The 18834-nt window shown below is 33.9% G+C and carries 12 protein-coding genes and 1 tRNA gene; 4 read left to right on the forward strand and 9 right to left on the reverse strand.

Annotated features, from left to right (window positions below; translation table 11 throughout):
* Window positions 1–96: 96 nt before the first annotated feature.
* Window positions 97–3750: a phosphoribosylformylglycinamidine synthase gene (purL, locus tag AC5ZCW_RS08260; protein ID WP_496119034.1), complete on the reverse strand. Its 3654-nt coding sequence runs from the start codon at window positions 3748–3750 to the stop codon at window positions 97–99.
* A 571-nt stretch (window positions 3751–4321) separates the two neighbouring features.
* Window positions 4322–5833 (reverse strand): hypothetical protein, encoded by a 1512-nt coding sequence (locus AC5ZCW_RS08265; RefSeq protein ID WP_496119035.1) that lies wholly within the window; start codon window positions 5831–5833, stop codon window positions 4322–4324.
* Between the two features lie 336 nt (window positions 5834–6169).
* Here AC5ZCW_RS08265 and AC5ZCW_RS08270 point away from each other — a divergent pair, with 336 nt between their 5' ends.
* The 4 genes from AC5ZCW_RS08270 to AC5ZCW_RS08285 all read left to right on the forward strand — a co-directional run bounded on the left by AC5ZCW_RS08270 (window position 6170) and on the right by AC5ZCW_RS08285 (window position 8739).
* Window positions 6170–6601: a PaaI family thioesterase gene (locus AC5ZCW_RS08270; protein WP_035647170.1), complete on the forward strand. Its 432-nt coding sequence runs from the start codon at window positions 6170–6172 to the stop codon at window positions 6599–6601.
* 3 nt (window positions 6602–6604) lie between these two features.
* Window positions 6605–7669 carry a chorismate-binding protein gene (locus AC5ZCW_RS08275; RefSeq protein WP_496119036.1) on the forward strand — a complete coding sequence of 355 codons (1065 nt, stop codon included), beginning with the start codon at window positions 6605–6607 and terminating at the stop codon, window positions 7667–7669.
* 200 nt (window positions 7670–7869) lie between these two features.
* Complete coding sequence (bshB1, locus tag AC5ZCW_RS08280; protein ID WP_343541703.1) at window positions 7870–8586, forward strand: bacillithiol biosynthesis deacetylase BshB1; 717 nt, start codon at window positions 7870–7872, stop codon at window positions 8584–8586.
* A 79-nt stretch (window positions 8587–8665) separates the two neighbouring features.
* Window positions 8666–8739 (forward strand) — tRNA-His (locus AC5ZCW_RS08285).
* Between the two features lie 385 nt (window positions 8740–9124).
* On the opposite strand, the gene ypfJ is transcribed toward AC5ZCW_RS08285, so the two are convergent.
* The 7 genes from ypfJ to panB all read right to left on the reverse strand — a co-directional run bounded on the left by ypfJ (window position 9125) and on the right by panB (window position 18650).
* Window positions 9125–9979 (reverse strand): KPN_02809 family neutral zinc metallopeptidase, encoded by an 855-nt coding sequence (ypfJ, locus tag AC5ZCW_RS08290; protein ID WP_496119037.1) that lies wholly within the window; start codon window positions 9977–9979, stop codon window positions 9125–9127.
* Between the two features lie 148 nt (window positions 9980–10127).
* A complete protein-coding gene (locus AC5ZCW_RS08295; RefSeq protein ID WP_496119039.1) occupies window positions 10128–14180 on the reverse strand; it encodes a PAS domain S-box protein in 4053 nt (1350 codons plus the stop codon).
* Between the two features lie 89 nt (window positions 14181–14269).
* Complete coding sequence (locus AC5ZCW_RS08300) at window positions 14270–15067, reverse strand: hypothetical protein (protein ID WP_496119040.1); 798 nt, start codon at window positions 15065–15067, stop codon at window positions 14270–14272.
* Between the two features lie 120 nt (window positions 15068–15187).
* On the reverse strand, window positions 15188–16516 hold the full coding sequence (locus tag AC5ZCW_RS08305; RefSeq protein ID WP_496119041.1) for an aldehyde dehydrogenase: 1329 nt from the start codon (window positions 16514–16516) through the stop codon (window positions 15188–15190).
* Window positions 16517–16592: 76 nt separating this feature from the next.
* Window positions 16593–17282, reverse strand: coding sequence for an RluA family pseudouridine synthase (locus tag AC5ZCW_RS08310; protein WP_496119043.1), 690 nt, complete (start codon window positions 17280–17282; stop codon window positions 16593–16595).
* A 60-nt stretch (window positions 17283–17342) separates the two neighbouring features.
* Entirely contained in the window at window positions 17343–17693 is a 351-nt protein-coding gene (locus AC5ZCW_RS08315) for a four helix bundle protein (protein ID WP_496119045.1), read from the reverse strand.
* A gap of 138 nt (window positions 17694–17831) precedes the next feature.
* The gene (gene panB, locus AC5ZCW_RS08320) at window positions 17832–18650 is read right to left on the reverse strand and encodes a 3-methyl-2-oxobutanoate hydroxymethyltransferase (protein WP_281633345.1); all 819 of its coding nucleotides are present in this window, start codon (window positions 18648–18650) and stop codon (window positions 17832–17834) included.
* Between the last annotated feature and the right edge of the window lie 184 nt (window positions 18651–18834).

The following is an 18834-nucleotide window of genomic DNA, read 5'->3' on the forward strand; positions in this document are numbered from 1 at the left end:
CTGTGGCTTAAAAAAATCATTCGTGAAAATTCGTGAAATTCGTGGCTATAAAAAAAACGCCCGATAAATTCGGGCGTTTTAATAAAAATATATTTCTTAGTTTTTCTCAATCCATTTTCTCGCATTGACAAAAGCTTCGTGCCAAGGAGAAACCTCGTCATTTCTATCTTTTGGATAATGAGCCCAGTTCCATTGGAAAGTCGAACGCTCAATATGAGGCATCATAACCAAATGTCTTCCTGTTTTATCACACATCATTGCTGTGTTATAATCAGAGCCATTTGGGTTTGCAGGATAGCCTTCGTAAGCATATTTTGAAACAATATTGTATTGGTCTTCTGAATAAGGCAATTTGAACTTACCTTCTCCGTGAGAAACCCAAACTCCTAAAGTACTTCCAGCTAATGTAGATAACATAACCGAATTGTTTTCTTGAACTTTTACAGAAGTAAAGATACTTTCGTGTTTCTGGCTTTCGTTGTGGTGCATTTTTCCGTGAACTTCATGTTCTGGATTAATAACTTCTAATTCCATAAACAACTGGCAACCGTTACAGATTCCGACAGATAAAGTATCTTCTCTTTTGAAGAAATTATCTAAAGCAGTTTTTGCTTTTTCGTTGTATAAGAAAGCCCCAGCCCAGCCTTTAGCAGAACCTAAAACGTCAGAATTAGAGAATCCTCCAACTGCGCCGATAAACTGAATATCTTCAAGCGTTTCACGACCTGAAATTAAATCGGTCATGTGAACGTCTTTTACGTCAAATCCTGCTAAATACATTGCATTTGCCATTTCACGCTCAGAATTACTTCCTTTTTCACGAATAATAGCTGCTTTTGGTCTTGGTTTAGAATTGTCAATTTGTGGTTTCTTTCCTGTAAAATGTGCAGGGAAAGTATAGTTTAAAACCTGATTTTTATAGTTTTCAAAACGTGCCTGAGCTCTTCCGTTTTTAGATTGTTTTTGATCTAATAAATAAGAAGTTTCGAACCAAACGTCTCTGTAGGTTGGAATATCTAAATTCCAATTTCCAATTTCTAAAGTTGCAGTAGAAGTTACAGAACCAATTTTGAAGAATTCAATATTGTTTGCGTTTAATTTAGCTTCAACAGCTGCGTCAGATTTTGCTTGGAATACGATTCCAATGTTTTCTGCGAAAAGGATTTTCAACAAGTCTTTTTCAGCAAATGCAGAGAAATCAATTTTAGCTCCCAAATTCACATCAGCAAAACACAATTCTAATAAAGTAGTGATTAAACCACCGCTTCCGATATCGTGACCTGCTAAAATTTGGTTTTCACCGATTAATTCCTGAATGGTATTAAAAGCATTTTTGAAGAAAGAAGCGTCTTTAATTGTAGACGTTTCGTTTCCGATTGTGTTTCTAATTTGTGCAAAAGATGAACCTCCTAATTTGAAATCATCTTGAGACAAATTGATATAATAAATTGAATCTCCGTTTTTCTGTAAAACTGGTTCAACTACTTTTCTAATATCAGTACAGTTTCCAGCAGCTGAGATAATAACTGTTCCAGGTGCAATTACTTCGTCATTTGGATATTTTTGTTTCATCGAAAGTGAATCTTTTCCTGTCGGAATATTGATTCCCAATTCGATTGCAAAATCTGAACAACCTTGTACAGCATCATATAAACGAGCGTCTTCACCCTCATTTTTACACGCCCACATCCAGTTTGCAGATAATGAGATTCCTTTTAATTGATCTTTAATTGGAGCCCAGATAATGTTTGATAACGACTCAGCAATCGCATTTCTACTTCCTGCAACAGGATCAATCAAAGCGGCGATAGGAGCGTGCCCAATAGAAGTTGCAATACCTTCTTTTCCTAAATAATCTAGAGCCATAACTCCAACATTATTCAATGGCAATTGTAAAGGTCCAGCGTTTTGTTGTTTAGCCACTTTTCCTCCAACACAACGGTCTACTTTGTTCGTCAACCAGTCTTTTGAAGCAACAGCCTCTAAACGTAAAACGTCTTTTAAATAACTTTCGAAATCATTTGCTGAATAAGCAACATCAGCATATTTTCTGTCAACAGTTTTATCGGTCATAACCGTTTTTGGGGAACTTCCGAAGAAATCTTCTAAAGCATAATCCATCGGTTTTGAACCATTTGATTTTGATTCGAATGTAAAACGGTGATCTCCCGTTACATCTCCAACCTCATACATTGGTGAACGCTCTCTGTCAGCGATTCTTTGCAACGTATCAATATCTTTTTGACCAATAACCAATCCCATTCTTTCCTGAGATTCGTTACCAATAATTTCTTTTGCAGAAAGTGTTGGATCTCCAACTGGTAATTTATCCAAATCGATTAAACCTCCAGTTTCTTCCACCAATTCAGAAAGACAGTTTAAGTGTCCACCCGCACCGTGATCATGAATAGAAACAATTGGGTTATTGTCGCTTTCAACCAAGCCACGAATCGCGTTTGCAGCACGTTTTTGCATTTCTGGGTTTGAACGCTGAATTGCATTTAATTCGATTCCTGAACCGAAAGCTCCTGTATCTGCAGAAGAAACCGCAGCACCACCCATTCCGATTCTATAATTTTCTCCTCCAAGAATTACGATTTTATCGCCTTCTTTTGGTTTGTGTTTGATTGATTGGTCTAATTTTCCGTATCCAATTCCACCCGCTTGCATGATTACTTTGTCGTAACCAATTTTACGGTTTTCTTCTTCGTGTTCGAAAGTTAAAACAGAACCTGTAATAAGCGGTTGGCCAAATTTATTTCCGAAATCAGAAGCTCCGTTTGAAGCTTTGATCAAAATATCCATTGGAGTTTGGTACAACCATTTTCTTTCTTCAACTGCATTTTCCCATTTTCTGTCATCGTTCAAACGAGAATATGAAGTCATGTAAACTGCAGTTCCAGCTAATGGCAATGAACCTTGTCCACCTGCTAAACGGTCACGAATCTCTCCTCCAGAACCTGTTGCAGCTCCGTTGAAAGGCTCAACTGTTGTTGGGAAATTGTGTGTTTCGGCTTTTAATGAGATAACCGAATCAAATTCTTTTATTTCGTAAAAATCAGGTTTGTCTGCTGATTTTGGTGCAAATTGCTGCACTTTTGGTCCTTTTACAAAAGCAACGTTGTCTTTGTAAGCAGACACAATATCGTTAGGATTTTCCTGAGATGTTTTTTTGATTAATTTAAAAAGAGAAGTTTCTTTTTCTTCACCGTCAATCACAAAAGTTCCATTAAAGATTTTGTGACGGCAGTGTTCTGAATTCGCTTGCGAGAAAGCAAAAATTTCAGAATCAGTTAATTTTCTTCCTAGTTTCGTCGAAAGATTGTTTAAGTAATCTACTTCTTCTTCGCTTAAAGCTAAACCTTCTACTTTGTTGTAAGTTGCAATATCATCAATTTCCAAAATTGGTTCTGGTTGAATATTGATAGTGAAGATTTCTTGATCTAATTCGTTGAATTTTTGAGAAAGCATTGGATCAAAATCTTTAAAATCTTCCGTTGCAGGATGAAATTCTTCAATTCTGATAATGCCAGAAATTCCCATGTTTTGAGTAATTTCTACAGCATTTGTACTCCAAGGTGTGATCATAGTGGCGCGTGGACCAACAAAAAATCCTGTCAATGCAGATTTTTCGATCTTGTTTGCGTCGGCAAAAAGCCAGTTTAATTTTGAAATGTCTTGAGCTGAAATTTCGTTTTGCGTTTGTACTGCAAAAACAGTTTTGCTTTGGTTTTCAAAGAAATGGATCATTTGTGTAGTTTGTTGTATTGAGGTGCAAATTTAGTCAATCTAAACCGAAAAAAAAAGCAAGAATCTGAGCCTTTTTAATTATTTATTTTTCCACTTTTTTGCCCTGAAAATGCAATTTTTTTGCTAGTTGAAACATATGAAATTTAACATTTTTTGATCATCAAATTTTCGCTGTAAACTATTGTTGTTTTTCAAATTTGAATCAAAAAAGGACTTCTAGATAAGAAAGAGATTCTTAAAATTTAATTACAATTTTTTTTAAAGGAAATCCAATAAAATTGCAAGATTGAGGAAATTTAATCTCGCAAAGACGCAAAGTCGCAAAGTTTTTTTATTAAAAAAAAGAAAATTTTTTCTCATTTTATGTCATTTCGACGGAGGAGAAATCTCCACAAGTAGCTCCGCACAGAAAGTCGCCAATTTTTGTAGAGTTTCTTGCGGAGATTTCTCCTGCGTCGAAATGACAAACGGCATGGATACTTTGTCAAAATACTTTGCGTCTTTGCGAGCAAAATACACAAGCAAAATTCTAAAAAAAACTTTGCGCCTTAGCGCCTTCGTGGCAAAACCATTACTTTGGAAACTCCTGACTTTGATATGCGCCCAAATCTGGCGGCGAAGTTCTAGTAATTCCTAAAATATCTGTTGTAATGATATAAGCCTGATTCCCTTTCGCAAAAGCGGAAGAAGTTTTATCTATATTGAATTTGTTTTCAGAAGGTTTATAAAATTTTGGATTTTCGTTTAGAATAATATTGGTATAATGTTCTGTATCAGTTTTAAATTGATATAGTGGATTTGCTGATGAACTGCTGAATTTTAAAAGACAATTGTTTAATTGATAAACAAATGGCGCATTAGCATTTTTGTTTAAATTAAATTCGTTGGTATTTGAACCATAAATGATACAGTTGTTAAAAGTAGCCTGTGTCAGCGGATTGGTTTCTGGAGTTGCTCCTGCCAATGAGTTACTTAAGCTAACAGCAAATTGAGATGAAGATGACCAATTATTATTGAAAGTACAATGTGTAAACTTGTAATTTCCGCCATAAACACAAGACAAACTAGCCAAACCAGCGTAGTTAATTACTAAGTTTTCTCCGTTAATTTGAGTATTTTGAGCTAAAATTCCGTATTCAGCACAATTGTAAATCTGTGAGTTTTTAATTTGAATCGTGCTTGCTGTGTTTCTGACATCTAATCCGACAACAGCATTTTTCAGCGTTAAATTTTTGATCGAATGATTATTGCTTCCGTTTTCCAGAATAACCGATTTCCATTGTCCCGGAATATCAGAATAAAGAGATTCTAAACGATCGCCTTCAAAAATCACCTCATTTTCAAGTTTTTCGGTTGTCGATTTTGCGCCATTAATTTGTAAAGAAGCATTTTTGCCAACATACAATCCAGAATTGTTGTGAAAATGAACTCTGGAACCCGCTTCAAAAGTTACTGTTTTATTTTCTGGAACTCCCGCGTAACCGTAAATTACGTATGGTTTTTGTTTGGTAAAAAGAAGTTCGTTTCCGTTTGCAGGATCAGTTTCGCTTAAATAAAAACCGTCAACATCTTTACCGTCAATTTTGATTTTTTCTTTTGTACCGTCAGGATTTTGATTTGGATAAAGAAAAACAGCGTCCTGAATCAAAGTTACTAAAGCGACTTCTTGCAGATTCGCGCCGCTGTCAAATTGGATTTCATCGGTATAAAGAAAATCAGTCGGATTTGCGTCTGTAATATCTGCCGTAGTTTCGATAAAGATGTACAAACTATCTTTTGCTAAAAGCGTAACATCTTTGAAGATTTTTCCGTTGTTGCCGCTCATTCCGTCAACTGTCATGCGGTATTTTGAGCTCAAGCCTTTTTTAAATTGTACAATCGGAATCGAAATATCATTTTTACTTCTGTTGTAGACTTTTAATTGATAAGTGCTCGAACCGATATTTTTAAAAACGGTATCCAGATAAACGGTATCTTTTGAAAACTTCAAATCTCCAGTGCTGGCAACAGTATCAAAGTCAGTTCGGCAAGAACTGAATGCTAAAATTAAACCTAGAACAAAGATTGTAACGTATTGACGCATTTAAAAAGTTTTTTTTAGCCACAGATTAAGAGGATTAAAATGATTTTTTTTCCGCCATGACTCTACCGAGGGGACTGACGAAGTAATTACACAAATTTCCACGAATTAAATTGAAATAAAATTCGTGGAAATTTGTGTAATTCGTGGCAACATATTTTTTTAAATCCTTTTAATCTGTGTAATCTGTGGCAAAAAAATAACCAAAGATTAATATGTGATTGTTTTTGTAAAAATAGCAAAAAACTGACAAGTTCATAAATGATTTTTAATTTTAGAATCGGATTTTAGATTTATGTCTTATCTTTCTTTAATTTTACGATTTTAAAGTTTATTTGAATGAATTATACAAAAGAGCAGATTTTAGCGCGCTGTAATGAGTTTTCTAAAAACACATTGATGGAAACGCTGAAAATTGAATATATCGATGCAGGAGAAGATTTTTTAACTGCAAAAATGCCAGTAAATCCTAGTGTTCATCAGCCAATGGGATTACTTCATGGCGGTGCTTCAGTAGCTTTGGCAGAAAGTGTAGGAAGTGCGGCTTCTTTCTTTTTTATCAATCCGAAAGAGCAGGAGGTAAGAGGTATTGAAATCTCTGCAAATCACTTGAAAAGCATTCGCGAAGGTTATGTTTTTGGAACAGCCAGAATTATCCACAAAGGAAGAACCGTTCATTTGTGGGAAATCAAAATTACCGATGAAGCAGGAAATTTGGTTTCGCTTTGCAAATTGACGAACATGGTTTTGGACAGAAAGAAAAGTGAATAAATTATGAATCCATTTTTCTTAAAGATTAAAAGTCATAAAGAGCAAAACTTGCCTTTTGTACTTTATTCAAAACCCAATACTTCAAATCTTGTTGGGATTTTACAGCAGAATAATACTTTATTCACCGTTTCAGATTATAGTGAAAAAGGATTTGTTTTTGCTTCTTTTGATGAAAAACAATTGATTCTGATTCCAGAAAATGAATCTGAAATTATTACTTCTGAAAAAGAAACTACTTCATTTGAACCAATCGAAATTGACGATTTAAATTTTGACCCTGAAGCTAAATTTCAATATGAATATTTAGTTGCCCAAGGAATTCAGGCGATTAAAAATGAAGAATTCAAAAAAGTAGTTTTGTCGAGAAGTGAAGAAGTACCTTTGTCTGAATTTGATTTCATTGAAACTTTTCAGCATTTGGTTCAATTATATCCTGCAACTTTCTGTTATTGTTTTTTTCATCCAAAAATTGGACTTTGGATGGGTGCAACTCCAGAAAAACTTTTGAAGGCAAACGGAAATGTTTTTGAAACTATGGCTTTGGCAGGAACGCAGAAAGACAATCAAGAAACCGAAATTGTCTGGCAGCAAAAAGAAAAAGACGAACAGCAATTTGTGACTGATTTTATTGTAAAAAGACTTAGAGAATTTACGGCTTCGGTTGTAGTTTCTGAACCTTATAGTTTAAAAGCAGGATCGATCTGGCATATTAAAACAGATATCTCTGGAGTTTTGAAAGATAACTCAACTTTAGAAGAGGTTATTGATACGCTGCATCCAACACCCGCAGTTTGCGGACTTCCTAAAAAGAAATCGAAAGCATTTATTCTAGAAAATGAAAATTATGATAGAACTTTCTACACTGGTTTTTTGGGAGAGCTAAATAGCTCTTATGAGGGTAGCAATTCAAGTTCTGATTTATTTGTAAATTTACGATGCATGCAGATTCAAGAAAATAAAGCGATTTTATATTTGGGTTGTGGTATTACCAAAGAAAGTATTCCCGAAAAAGAATGGGAAGAAAGCGTCAATAAATCGATGACGATGAAAAGAGTTTTGAAGAAATAGTTTATAAATTGTTTCAAGTTTCAGGTTTCAAGTTTTAACATAATTTTAACCGCAAAGTTCGCAAAGATTTACGCTATGAACGCTATTTTTTTTGCGAACCTTGCGCTAAACCTTTGCGAACTTTGCGGTTAAAATTATGTTCAAAGTCAAGCAACTTGAAACTTGAAACCTGAAACAAAACAAACAAAAAACAAAAAGTAATGAAATTAGACATATTAGCCTTTGGCGCACATCCAGATGATGTAGAATTGGGTTGCGCGGGAACCATTTTAAAAGAAGTATCACTCGGTAAAAAAGTAGGTATTGTTGATTTAACTCGCGGTGAATTAGGAACGCGCGGAACAGCTGAAACGAGAGATCAAGAAGCAAAAGATGCTGCGAAGATTTTGGGAGTTCTTGTTAGAGAAAATTTAGCCATGCGTGATGGTTTTTTCGTTAATGACGAAAAACATCAGTTAGAAGTCATAAAAATGATTCGTAAATACAAACCTGAAATTGTTTTATGTAATGCAATTGACGATCGTCATATCGATCACGGAAAAGGAAGTAAACTGGTTTCTGATGCTTGCTTTTTATCTGGTTTGATGAAAATAGAAACTTCAATAGACGGAGTGCAACAAGAAGCGTGGAGACCAAAAGTGGTGTATCATTATATTCAGTGGAAAAATCTAGAACCAGACTTTGTTGTAGATATTACAGGATTCGAAGAAAAGAAAGTAGAAGCAATTATGGCATATAAAACACAATTTTACGATCCGAATTCAAGTGAACCTGCAACGCCAATTACAAGTAAAAACTTTTTTGAAAGTCTAAATTACCGTGCGCAGGACTTAGGAAGACTAGTTGGGAAAGATTTTGCAGAAGGTTTTACAGTTGAAAGATGTTTGGCAGTCAATAGCTTAGAAAATTTGATGTAATTTTTATGAAAATTTTTCATTTTTTTCTTTGTAGAACTCAACCTTTGTTCTATATTTGCACTCGCTAAGCAGAAAAATGGTGGTTGTAGCTCAGCTGGTTAGAGTAGCGGTTTGTGGTGCCGCGGGTCGCCGGTTCGAACCCGGTCAGCCACCCAGATTTAAAGCCTTGAAGAAATTCAAGGCTTTTTTTGTACGTTTAATTTTTTTGAACCATATAAGTTATATAAGTTCAGTTTAGATTAAGGCTGAATAATAAGGTTTAACAGAAGATTTAAATAAAGAAACTAATATTCAAACTATAGCCCGTGGTTTCAGCCACGGGATGCTAATAAAATAGATATAGAAATAAATCGTGATATGTGTTCCGCTCCAGCGGTTGAAACCGCTGGCTATGTTTTCTAATATGACCTCTAATTGATTTTTTATTGAAATATAACCAAAGTCTAAAATGACCTTATATCACTTATATGGTTTAAGAATAAAAAAAGCATGACGTTTACATCATGCTTTCTGGTGGTTATTATATTTGGTTTATGTATTATCGAATTTCTTCAAATGTAGTTCCTTGTTTAATATCGCCACTTTTAAAACCTTTGTTGAACCAATACATTCTTTGTTCTGAAGTTCCGTGTGTAAAAGAATCGGGAACAACATGTCCTTGCATTTTACTTTGAATAGCATCATCTCCAACAGCATTTGCGGCACTTAAGGCTTCTTCAATATCTCCAGTATCTAGATTGGCTTGGTTATAGTGTGCCCAAACCCCAGCATAAAAATCGGCTTGCAATTCTAATGCTACTGATAGTTTATTGGCTTCGGCTTCACTTTTTCCTTGTTGCATTTGACGCATTTTAGAAGAGGTTCCTAACAAAGTCTGAATGTGATGTCCAATTTCATGCGCAATTACATAAGCAATGGCAAAATCGCCTCCTTTTGCGCCAAATTTAGTTTTCAGTTCTTCAAAGAAATCCAAATCCATATACACTTTTCGATCGCCAGGACAGTAAAACGGCCCAGAAGCAGATGATGCGCCTCCGCAGGCTGTTTGTACAGCGCCTTTAAAAAGCACTAATTTTGGTTTTTCGTATGTCATGCCATTTTCGGCAAAAATTTTACTCCAGATATCCTCATTATCAGCCAAAACAACTCTCACAAAATTTCCCATTTCTTCGTCTTCTTTACTTAATGGAGCTGCAACTTCTGTCTGCTGACCTTGTCCGCCTTGCATCTGTTCAAGAATTGGTGCTATTTGCTGGCCAGTTTCACCACCAAAAACATTCAGAAGCAAAACAATGATCCCAATAACTCCTCCGCCAATTATCGCTTTTCCTCCGCCGGAAATAGATCTTCTGTCTTCGACATTATCACTTTGTCTTCTGCCTTGCCATTTCATATTGAATTGTTTTTTAATTTGTTAATTGAAAGGTTGTACGAATTTATAGATTTTTTATGATAAATTTTGAAATTGAATCGTTTATGTTTAGTTTTTAGTTGCAGTTTTCAGTCTCAGCTAAAAGTGAGCCACGACTTAAAACTAAAAATCATCCCAGCCATTTAATTAAAGCTTCTTCGACAATTCCTTTCATAATTGGTTTAGAGATATAATCATCCATTCCTGCAGAAAGACATTTGTTTCGTTCATCTTTTTCTGCGCCGGCGGTAACTGCAATTATTGGAACATCACGTCCTTTGGGAGTATTTCTAATGGCTTTTGCGGTTTCGTAACCATTCATAATTGGCATCTGAATATCCATGAAAATAAGGGTTGGATCTATTTTTTCAAATTGCTGAATGGCTTCGTAACCGTTTTCACACTCGACGATAAAAGCGTTCTTGTATAAATTTTTTATAATTGTTTTAAGAAGAAGCATATTTACCTTATTATCTTCAACAATTAGAAAAGTAATAGGATTGCCATTTGTTTGTGTCTTATAAGAATCTAAATCAATATTTAGATTTTTAAGTTCGACGTTGTATTTATCAGTGATACTTTGGTTGCTTGTTTTTAAATTTAAGTCGAAGAAGAAAGTGCTTCCTTCATCAATTTTACTTTCCAGTTGCAAACGGCTTTCCATTAAAGCAAGCAGCTGATTGGATATAGTTAAACCTAAGCCAGTTCCTCCAAATTTTCTTGTTGTAGAACTATCTTCCTGAGAAAAAGCTTTGAAAATTTTCTTTTGATTCTTTTCTAAAATACCAATTCCAGTATCTATTACAGCAAAACGGATAATACAGTTGTTGGTTTGCTTTTTTTCTAAAACAGAAACATTTAATTTGATCGAACCTTCAATCGTAAATTTGACGGCGTTAGAAAGCAGGTTAATCAAAATCTGTTTAATACGAACAATATCTGTCCAGATGTATTTTGGAACGTCTGGATCAATATTCAATTTAAGTTCCAGATTTTTTTTGTTGGATTCAAAAACAATTAAATCAAAGACTTGTCCTAGAACCTTTTTAATGTCATATAAATCAATAAACAATTCTAATTTCCCAGCTTCAATTTTAGAGAAATCTAAGATGTCATTTATAATTTCAAGAAGCGAATGAGCAGATTGGTTAATCGTGGTCATGTATTTTTCTTGAATTTCCTCCAAATCTGTTTTCATCAATAAGTGTGTAAAACCAATAATTCCGTTTAGTGGAGTTCTGATTTCGTGAGACATATTGGCTAAAAAGTCAGATTTTGATTTGCTAGCAGCTTCTGCCAGCTGTTTGGCTTTTATAGCATCTTCGATTTCTTTTTTGCTTGTAATGTCAAAATAAATTCCGCCGACAAATTCAATTTCGTCATCTCGTTTAATTACGTCTCCAAACTCTTCTATCCAAATAAACTCGCCACTTTTGCGCTTAATGCGGTATACATTATGCAGAGGCATTCCGTTTTGTAAATTATCAATTTGATTGTTAATTACTTCTTCTTTATCATCTGGATGTATTAACGAAAGAAAGGATAAGTTATTTTCAATAAACTCGGATTTTGAATATCCGGTTAGGCTTGTGACTTCATCGTTTAGGAATATTTTGGTCGAAAAAGCATCGAATTTGGATAAATAAACCGTTCCAGGTATATTGTTAGCAATCAGTTTGAATTTTTCTTCACTTTCGATAATTTTAGTTTCATTTCGGTTTCTTTCTAATGCAGACGAAATATTATTTGCCAATACCTGGAAGATGTTTATTTCATCTTCAGACCATTGTCTTTCTATTGTACAATCGTCGAAACCAATAAAACCAGTAAAAATATCATTTATGTAGAGCGGTAAAATTAAAATCGATTTAATTTCATTGTCAATAAGAAGTTTTTTAAAAAATCCTTCATTAAGATTTTCAGTTAAGGTGTTTAAGATTTTTCTCTGCGATGCAGCCTCGTAAATTTCCTTCAGATTTTCTTCAGTCATATTACGAAGTGGTGTCATCTGATGGATGACTCCTTCTCGCGACCATTTGTATTTTTGACTGACAGTATTGTAGATTGCATCTTTTTCGTAATAATACATATGATCTACTTTGGCTGCTTTTCCAATGATATCGTATGTCTCCTGAAACATCAGGTGAGTAGTTTTGCTAAGCAGGAATTTTTCGGTGCATAAAGAAAGTGCTGACAAAAGCTGGCTCTTAAGTTCTAGTTTTCTTTCTGCTTCTAAACGCATTTGAGAAGAAATGGCAAGCGAAATTACATCTGAAATAGTTCTCGCATAATTAATGTCTTCATTGTCCCATTCTCGTTTTTGTTCCGTATTTTCAAAACAAACAACTCCTGCTAGTTGTCCTGTTAAGAAAATCGGGACGTCCAGCATTGATTTTATATTGTTTTTTGTAAAGTAAAGTTTTTCAAATTCAGATGTTTCCAATTTATTAAAAACATCTGGAGCATTAATAATGGCTTTATTGTTTAGTGTTTCAAAGTAAATAGGATAGGACTCTTTGTTTAAAATGTTTTTGTCGCTTAAACTTTGGTTATCAAGGCTGAAAAGATTTTTGCAGCTAATTAAGTCACTATCGTATTTCCAGAAGCTTACGCGGTTGGCATGACTTATCGAAGCGGCTTCCTTTAATATTAAATCGATAATCGTGTTTAATTCGTCGTATTTGCTAAAGTCTGTAGTAGATAATTTTTTGGTCGAATTATTATAGGCTTCAATTTTTTTAAGACGCTTTTTTTTCTCGTTCTCAATATTTTTTTTCTCCGTAATATCTCTTGCAATTCCAGAAAAACCAGTTGTTAATCCTAAATCATTTTTGCGGACGATGATTTTTTGCGAAATCCATATTTCTTCACCATTTTTCTTTAAAATAGGGATTTCAATAATCGGATAATTACTTTCATTTAGTACTAAATTTTCATAAAAATCTACTGCACTGCTGATATAATTTTCGTGAATAAAGTTAGAATAGTGTTTATTTATAATCTCATTTTCAGTGTAGCCGAGTACTGAAATTCCAAATTCATTTATAAAAGTAAAATGACCTTCGGCATCAATTTCGAAAATAATATCGGTTGCAGTCTGGATTAAATTTTTGTATTGATCTTGAACGATAACCTGTTCCGTAACATCTTGCCCAATGCTGATGATTAAATCATCTGAGAACTTTTTATCTTTCCATTGAATGTATTTGTATTCGCCGTTTTTAGTTTTTAATTTCCTGATGTAAAGTCTGTTTTCTGGATTATTGGCAAGGTTTAATTTTTCCTCTGGCTCTGAATCGTGAGGTAGCTCCCAGAATTTTAATCCCATAACGTCTTCTGGCTGATGTCCTAGAATAGAAGTTATAGTTTCGCTGCAAAATAGTATTTCGCCTTTCTGATTGGATGCTATTGTGAGTGAATTTCCTTTATGAACAATTTCGCTTGCAAATCTAAAATTGTCACGATTATTTAGTAAAACAGCATACTTTACTTGATTGATGATGAAAATAAGAATGCAGAAATTGAGCAGTAAAATGGATGATTTTATGGGGATAAGATGAAACGCTAATGCCGAAATAAGAAAGGCAAATGTTAGTGCAACAAAAGTCCAGTAAATTTTTATGGGTTTAAGGATGCTGTACGAAAAGAAAAAAGAAATCAGAAAGACAATGATTGGTACAACATCACTTTTTAAAGTGACAATGTTATACGCTACGTAGCTTATATAAATGAAAAAACAAGATATAAAAATCTGCTGAATTTGTTCTCTAACCCATCTGATTTTGTTTGTTATCATATAAATAACAAGCACAAAAACACCAATTAGAACATTTACAATTAATAGACTTTTGGGTCTAATCTTGAAAATTTCATTAATGATTTCAATGACAATGACGGCAATACCAAAAAATAAAATGTAAAGCTGGTATTCTTTGCCTGTAGTGTCTATTTCTTTCTTCTTTTCGATGAAATATCCAATTTTAGCTTTGATCCTAAAAAACTGGTAAACTAAAAGCGAAAGAAAAGCAATAAGCGATAACCCTAAAACAATAAGTTTATGGTTGTTGTAATAAATGATGTCAGAATTAAACACATACCATCCGGTCATAATTGATTCAAAGGCACTCCCTATAGCGGAAATTCCTGAGATAACCGAATTGAAAAAACTACAGTTTGCGGCCATAGAATTTGGGGTATGTTGGTTAAGTAAATAGCGTTTTGAAAATTCTTAAAAGAAGTGGTTAGGTTCTCTTTAATTAAGAAATCTCTATTTTAATCTACATTATATTTTCCGATTGAATCAATTGAGTCTTCTTCTTCAGATGGTGTTCCAAAAATGGCAAAATAGGTGGCATAAATCATAGAGCTGTTAAAAACAACCGTGAAAATAATTCCGACGCAACAGCCTATAAAGCCTACCATCGAACCAAGAAAACCTATAATAAAAAAAGCAAATATGTTAAGCGGATTTTTAGTAACGATAATTAAGCTTGATTTTATGGCATCAATTGCATTAAGGTTTCCAAAAACAATTAATGGAATTGATAGATACATAAAGAAAGAGACAGTAAATGAAATCAGATTTCCGACAAATAAAATTCCTGAACTTTCTACTAAAGTAGCAAGAGCTGTTCCTAGTAAAGCAGGAATAAAAGCAGCAACAAAAATTTGTCCAAAATAGGGCGCTTTGTAATAGCTGAAAATAGTTGAAACATTAAATTCTACATCTTTATCTGCAGAATCTGCCATTTTAAGAAAACCTGCGCCAAAGGGAGCTGTAATTCCAGCAAGCAGAGAAACAGCAACGGTTTGTATTACAAGCTGAACAGCAGTGAATTGTTGGTTTTCTATGTTTTGAATAAAATCTTTTGTCATGGCTTCAGCTCCAAAATAGGCAATCATAATGCCCATAAAAGCCACAGCGGCAATAATTGAAAATACTAAAATGATTAGCCCAGAATAAAGTGCTATTTTTTTATAGTTTTCGAAAGCGTGATTAAAAACTGTAGCAAAATCAAGGGAATAGCCATTTTTTTTAATGTCCTCAATTTGGTTAAGTGTAGATTTCATTTGTATGTAAAATTGTTTTATAGACTTGTACTATTTGAAAGGTATCTTGACGTAAATATAATATTTTTAATCAATTCAGTATAAAAATCTATAAAACATTCCGAAATGTTTTTAACTGATTTATAACCAGTCTAAAATTCGTTTTATTGAAACCAGTTTGTCTTTGTAAGGCGCATAACGCATAGGTAAATCCAACCAGTTTCCTTTTTTTACAATTGCTTTATGATGAGAAAAAGTGTCAAAGCTTCGTTTGCTATGATAAGCGCCAATTCCGCTATGGCCAACACCGCCAAAAGGCAATCTATTGTTAGAAAAATGAATCACAGTGTCGTTGATACAGCCACCTCCAAAGGAATATTTTGAAAGTAATTGTTGAACGAATGAATTATTTTCGCTAAAAATATAAAATGAAAGAGGTTTCTCATATCGGCTGACAATCTTCTCGATATCATTTTCATTTTCGTAAACTAGAATTGGAAGAATCGGGCCGAAGATTTCTTCTTTCATAACCGGACTGTCCAAATCTGGCTCTTCAAGAAGTGTTGGGGCAATATAAAGTTTGTTGGCATCGCTTTCTCCTCCAAATAAAACATGTTCATTTTGAATCATATTGGTTAGTCGGTACCAATTTTTTGTATTTATAATTCTAGCGAAATCGGGAGATTTGTTAATTTTTTTGCCATACGCTTTTATGATTTCCTCAATTAGATAAGAAATGAAATTAACCTTCATGTTTTTCTGAATCAGAATATAATCAGGAGCAATGCAAGTTTGACCAGCATTGATAAATTTTCCCCAGACAATTCGTTTTGCGGCGAGCTTTAAATTGGCAGTTTCGTCAATTATACATGGATTTTTCCCTCCTAATTCGAGTGTAACTGGAGTTAAATTTTCTGCTGCGGCTTTTGCAACAATTTTACCGACAGCGACGCTTCCAGTAAAAAAGATATAATCCCAGCGCTGTGCAAGCAGTTTATTAGAAACTTCAATTCCGCCTTCAAAAACTTCTACATGATTAACATGAAAAGTTTTTTCTATAATTTTTGCAATTACTGCAGATGTGTGAGGTGTAAGTTCAGAAGGTTTCAGAACAACTCTGTTTCCTGCGGCAACTGCGGCAACTAAAGGGCATAAAGCCAGCTGAAAAGGATAATTCCAAGGCGCAATAATCAATACATCTCCGTAAGGTTCTTTGTAAATATAATCGCTAGAAGGGAAATTGAGAATGGATGGAAAGACACGTTTGGGTCTTGCCCATTTATTGATGTTTTTTATAACATCTTTAAGCTCTGAAATGACATAATTGGTTTCGGTCAAAACAGCTTCGAACTCTGGTTTTTTAAAGTCATCGTACAAAGCTTTTACAATTAAATCTTCACTTTTCTGAATATTGTACAATAACTTTTTTAGAGTTTCCTTTCGATATCCGATGTTACTTTTATAATCCATTTTCCGATTAGCTTGTTTTTTACTCCATGCAAGTTAATCGATAAAATTTAAAAATTTAACAATTAAATCATAAAAATCATACAGCATTCCAAATTGGATCGTCTGGTGTAGGAGCAATAATTGTAACGTTTTCTTTAGAAACAGGATGCACAAAAGTGAGTTTTCTGGCGTGAAGATGAATTCCTCCATCCGGATTGCTTCGATCTGCGCCATATTTAAGATCTCCTTTAATTGGCGAACCAATTGCAGATAACTGTGCACGAATTTGATGATGACGCCCTGTATGTAAATTGATTTCGAGCGCAGTATAATTTTGAAGTTCTTTAATTATGGTATAATCTAAACTTGCTAGTTTGCTATCAGGAACTTCTTTTAAATGTGCTTTTGAAGTATTATTTTTTTCATTTCGTTTTAAATAATGAACCAGTTTAGCAGACGCTTCAATTGGTTTATTCTTTACAACAGCCCAATATGTTTTTTTTGTTTCGCGATTACTAAACAATTCATTCATTCGCGATAAAGCCTTACTGGTTCTCGCAAAAACTACAATTCCAGTTGTTGGTCGATCCAAACGATGAATAACACCTAAAAAAACATCTCCAGGTTTATTGTATTTGGCTTTAATGTATTTTTTTACAACGTCAGACAAAGGTTTGTCGCCAGTTTTATCGCCTTGTACAATATCGCCCACACGTTTATTGACCACAATTATGTGATTGTCTTCGTGTAAAACTTGGAGATTATTTTTATCTGAAACAATTTTCATATTAGACTTTCTTAGATTTTTAGACATGCTTAGACTTCTTAGATTTGACTTTTTTTGATTTTACAATAATGTCGCTCTAAATCGGGATGTCATTTTAGTGATCTCTTCCAATAAATTAATTAACTCTGTTGTATTCTCTTCATTTATAAATCCTAAATCAGATGAAATTAAGAGTTGTGTCTCAACTTCATAGGCTGATCCAATTGCAATTTCTAAAAATCGAGCGAAATCTTTATTTGAATTTCTTGAAGAACCTTCTGCAATATTTGAAGGAATTGATACCGCTGCTCTTCTTAATTGATTAATTATTCCAAATTTTTCCTCGCTAGGAAATGTGGCTGTTATAGAATAAATTTTAGAACAAAATGATCTGCTTTTCTTCCAAATCAAAAGCTCTTTAAATTGATGCATGGCTAAAATTAGTTGATTATTTTTAGTAAGAGCTTAAGATTTCAAAAAGTAGACTTCTTAGAGTTTAAGCAATTAAATAAATTTAAGCGTGAGATCTAAGAAGTCTAAGTGTGTCTAAAAATCTAAGCCAGTCTGACTTTAGTATTGTTCGCTAGCGTTCGGAAAATCGCTAGACTTAACATCTGCAGCATATTGACCAATTGCTTGTGTCATTTGCTCGTATAAATTTAAATAGCGGCGTAAGAAACGCGGACTAAACTCATTATTCATTCCTAACATATCGTGGATCACTAAAACTTGACCGTCAACACCGCCTCCGGCACCAATTCCGATAACAGGAATAGAAATGCTTTCTGCTACTTTTTTAGCAAGAGCAGCTGGAATTTTTTCCAAAACAACAGCAAAACAGCCTACTTTTTCAAGCATTTGAGCATCTTCAATTAACTTGTCTGCTTCTTCTTCTTCTTTGGCACGAACAGTATAGGTACCGAATTTATAGATAGATTGAGGAGTTAGACCTAAATGTCCCATAACTGGAATTCCAGCATTTAATATTTTTTTGATAGATTCTTTAATTTCTTTTCCACCTTCAAGTTTCACAGCATGAGCACCACTTTCTTTCATGATCCTGATAGAAGAACGTAAAGCTTCTTTTGAATCTGACTGATAACTTCCAAAAGGCAAGTCAACTACAACCAAACCTCTTTCGACAGCGCGAACTACAGAAGAAGCATGATAAATCATTTGATCTAAAGTAATTGGCAGGGTTGTTTCGTGACCAGCCATTACGTTTGATGCCGAATCACCAACTAAAATTACATCGACACCAGCGGTATCAACAATTTTAGCCATTGTATAATCGTACGCAGTAAGCATAGAGATTTTTTCTCCATTGCTTTTCATTTCAATTAATGACTTTGTTGTGATTCTTTTATAATCTTTTTTTGCTACTGACATTTTAATGTTTTTTTGATGTTGTAAAAGTATTGAATAATTGTAAAAAGGGAATTAGCAATTATAGAATATTTCGAGAGAAAATGGTTTTCGGTCTTTAAATCCTAATAGAAATGGACTGTTTCCTATTACAATAGAGTAATTGTGTAGTGATTTTAATATTTTTTGCCACGAATTTCTCCAATTT

The organism is Flavobacterium sp. PLA-DH12, from assembly GCF_059511845.1.

What these genes read in the sequence shown, in the direction of transcription:
- AC5ZCW_RS08295 (WP_496119039.1), bottom strand. Translation starts at nt 14,180, where the DNA reads ATGGCCGCAAACTGTAGTTTTTTCAATTCGGTTATCTCAGGAATTTCC.
- ypfJ (WP_496119037.1), bottom strand. Translation starts at nt 9,979, where the DNA reads ATGAAATGGCAAGGCAGAAGACAAAGTGATAATGTCGAAGACAGAAGA.
- AC5ZCW_RS08305 (WP_496119041.1), bottom strand. Translation starts at nt 16,516, where the DNA reads ATGGATTATAAAAGTAACATCGGATATCGAAAGGAAACTCTAAAAAAG.
- AC5ZCW_RS08270 (WP_035647170.1), top strand. Translation starts at nt 6,170, where the DNA reads ATGAATTATACAAAAGAGCAGATTTTAGCGCGCTGTAATGAGTTTTCT.
- AC5ZCW_RS08300 (WP_496119040.1), bottom strand. Translation starts at nt 15,067, where the DNA reads ATGAAATCTACACTTAACCAAATTGAGGACATTAAAAAAAATGGCTAT.
- panB (WP_281633345.1), bottom strand. Translation starts at nt 18,650, where the DNA reads ATGTCAGTAGCAAAAAAAGATTATAAAAGAATCACAACAAAGTCATTA.
- AC5ZCW_RS08315 (WP_496119045.1), bottom strand. Translation starts at nt 17,693, where the DNA reads ATGCATCAATTTAAAGAGCTTTTGATTTGGAAGAAAAGCAGATCATTT.
- purL (WP_496119034.1), bottom strand. Translation starts at nt 3,750, where the DNA reads ATGATCCATTTCTTTGAAAACCAAAGCAAAACTGTTTTTGCAGTACAA.
- bshB1 (WP_343541703.1), top strand. Translation starts at nt 7,870, where the DNA reads ATGAAATTAGACATATTAGCCTTTGGCGCACATCCAGATGATGTAGAA.
- AC5ZCW_RS08275 (WP_496119036.1), top strand. Translation starts at nt 6,605, where the DNA reads ATGAATCCATTTTTCTTAAAGATTAAAAGTCATAAAGAGCAAAACTTG.
- AC5ZCW_RS08265 (WP_496119035.1), bottom strand. Translation starts at nt 5,833, where the DNA reads ATGCGTCAATACGTTACAATCTTTGTTCTAGGTTTAATTTTAGCATTC.
- AC5ZCW_RS08310 (WP_496119043.1), bottom strand. Translation starts at nt 17,282, where the DNA reads ATGAAAATTGTTTCAGATAAAAATAATCTCCAAGTTTTACACGAAGAC.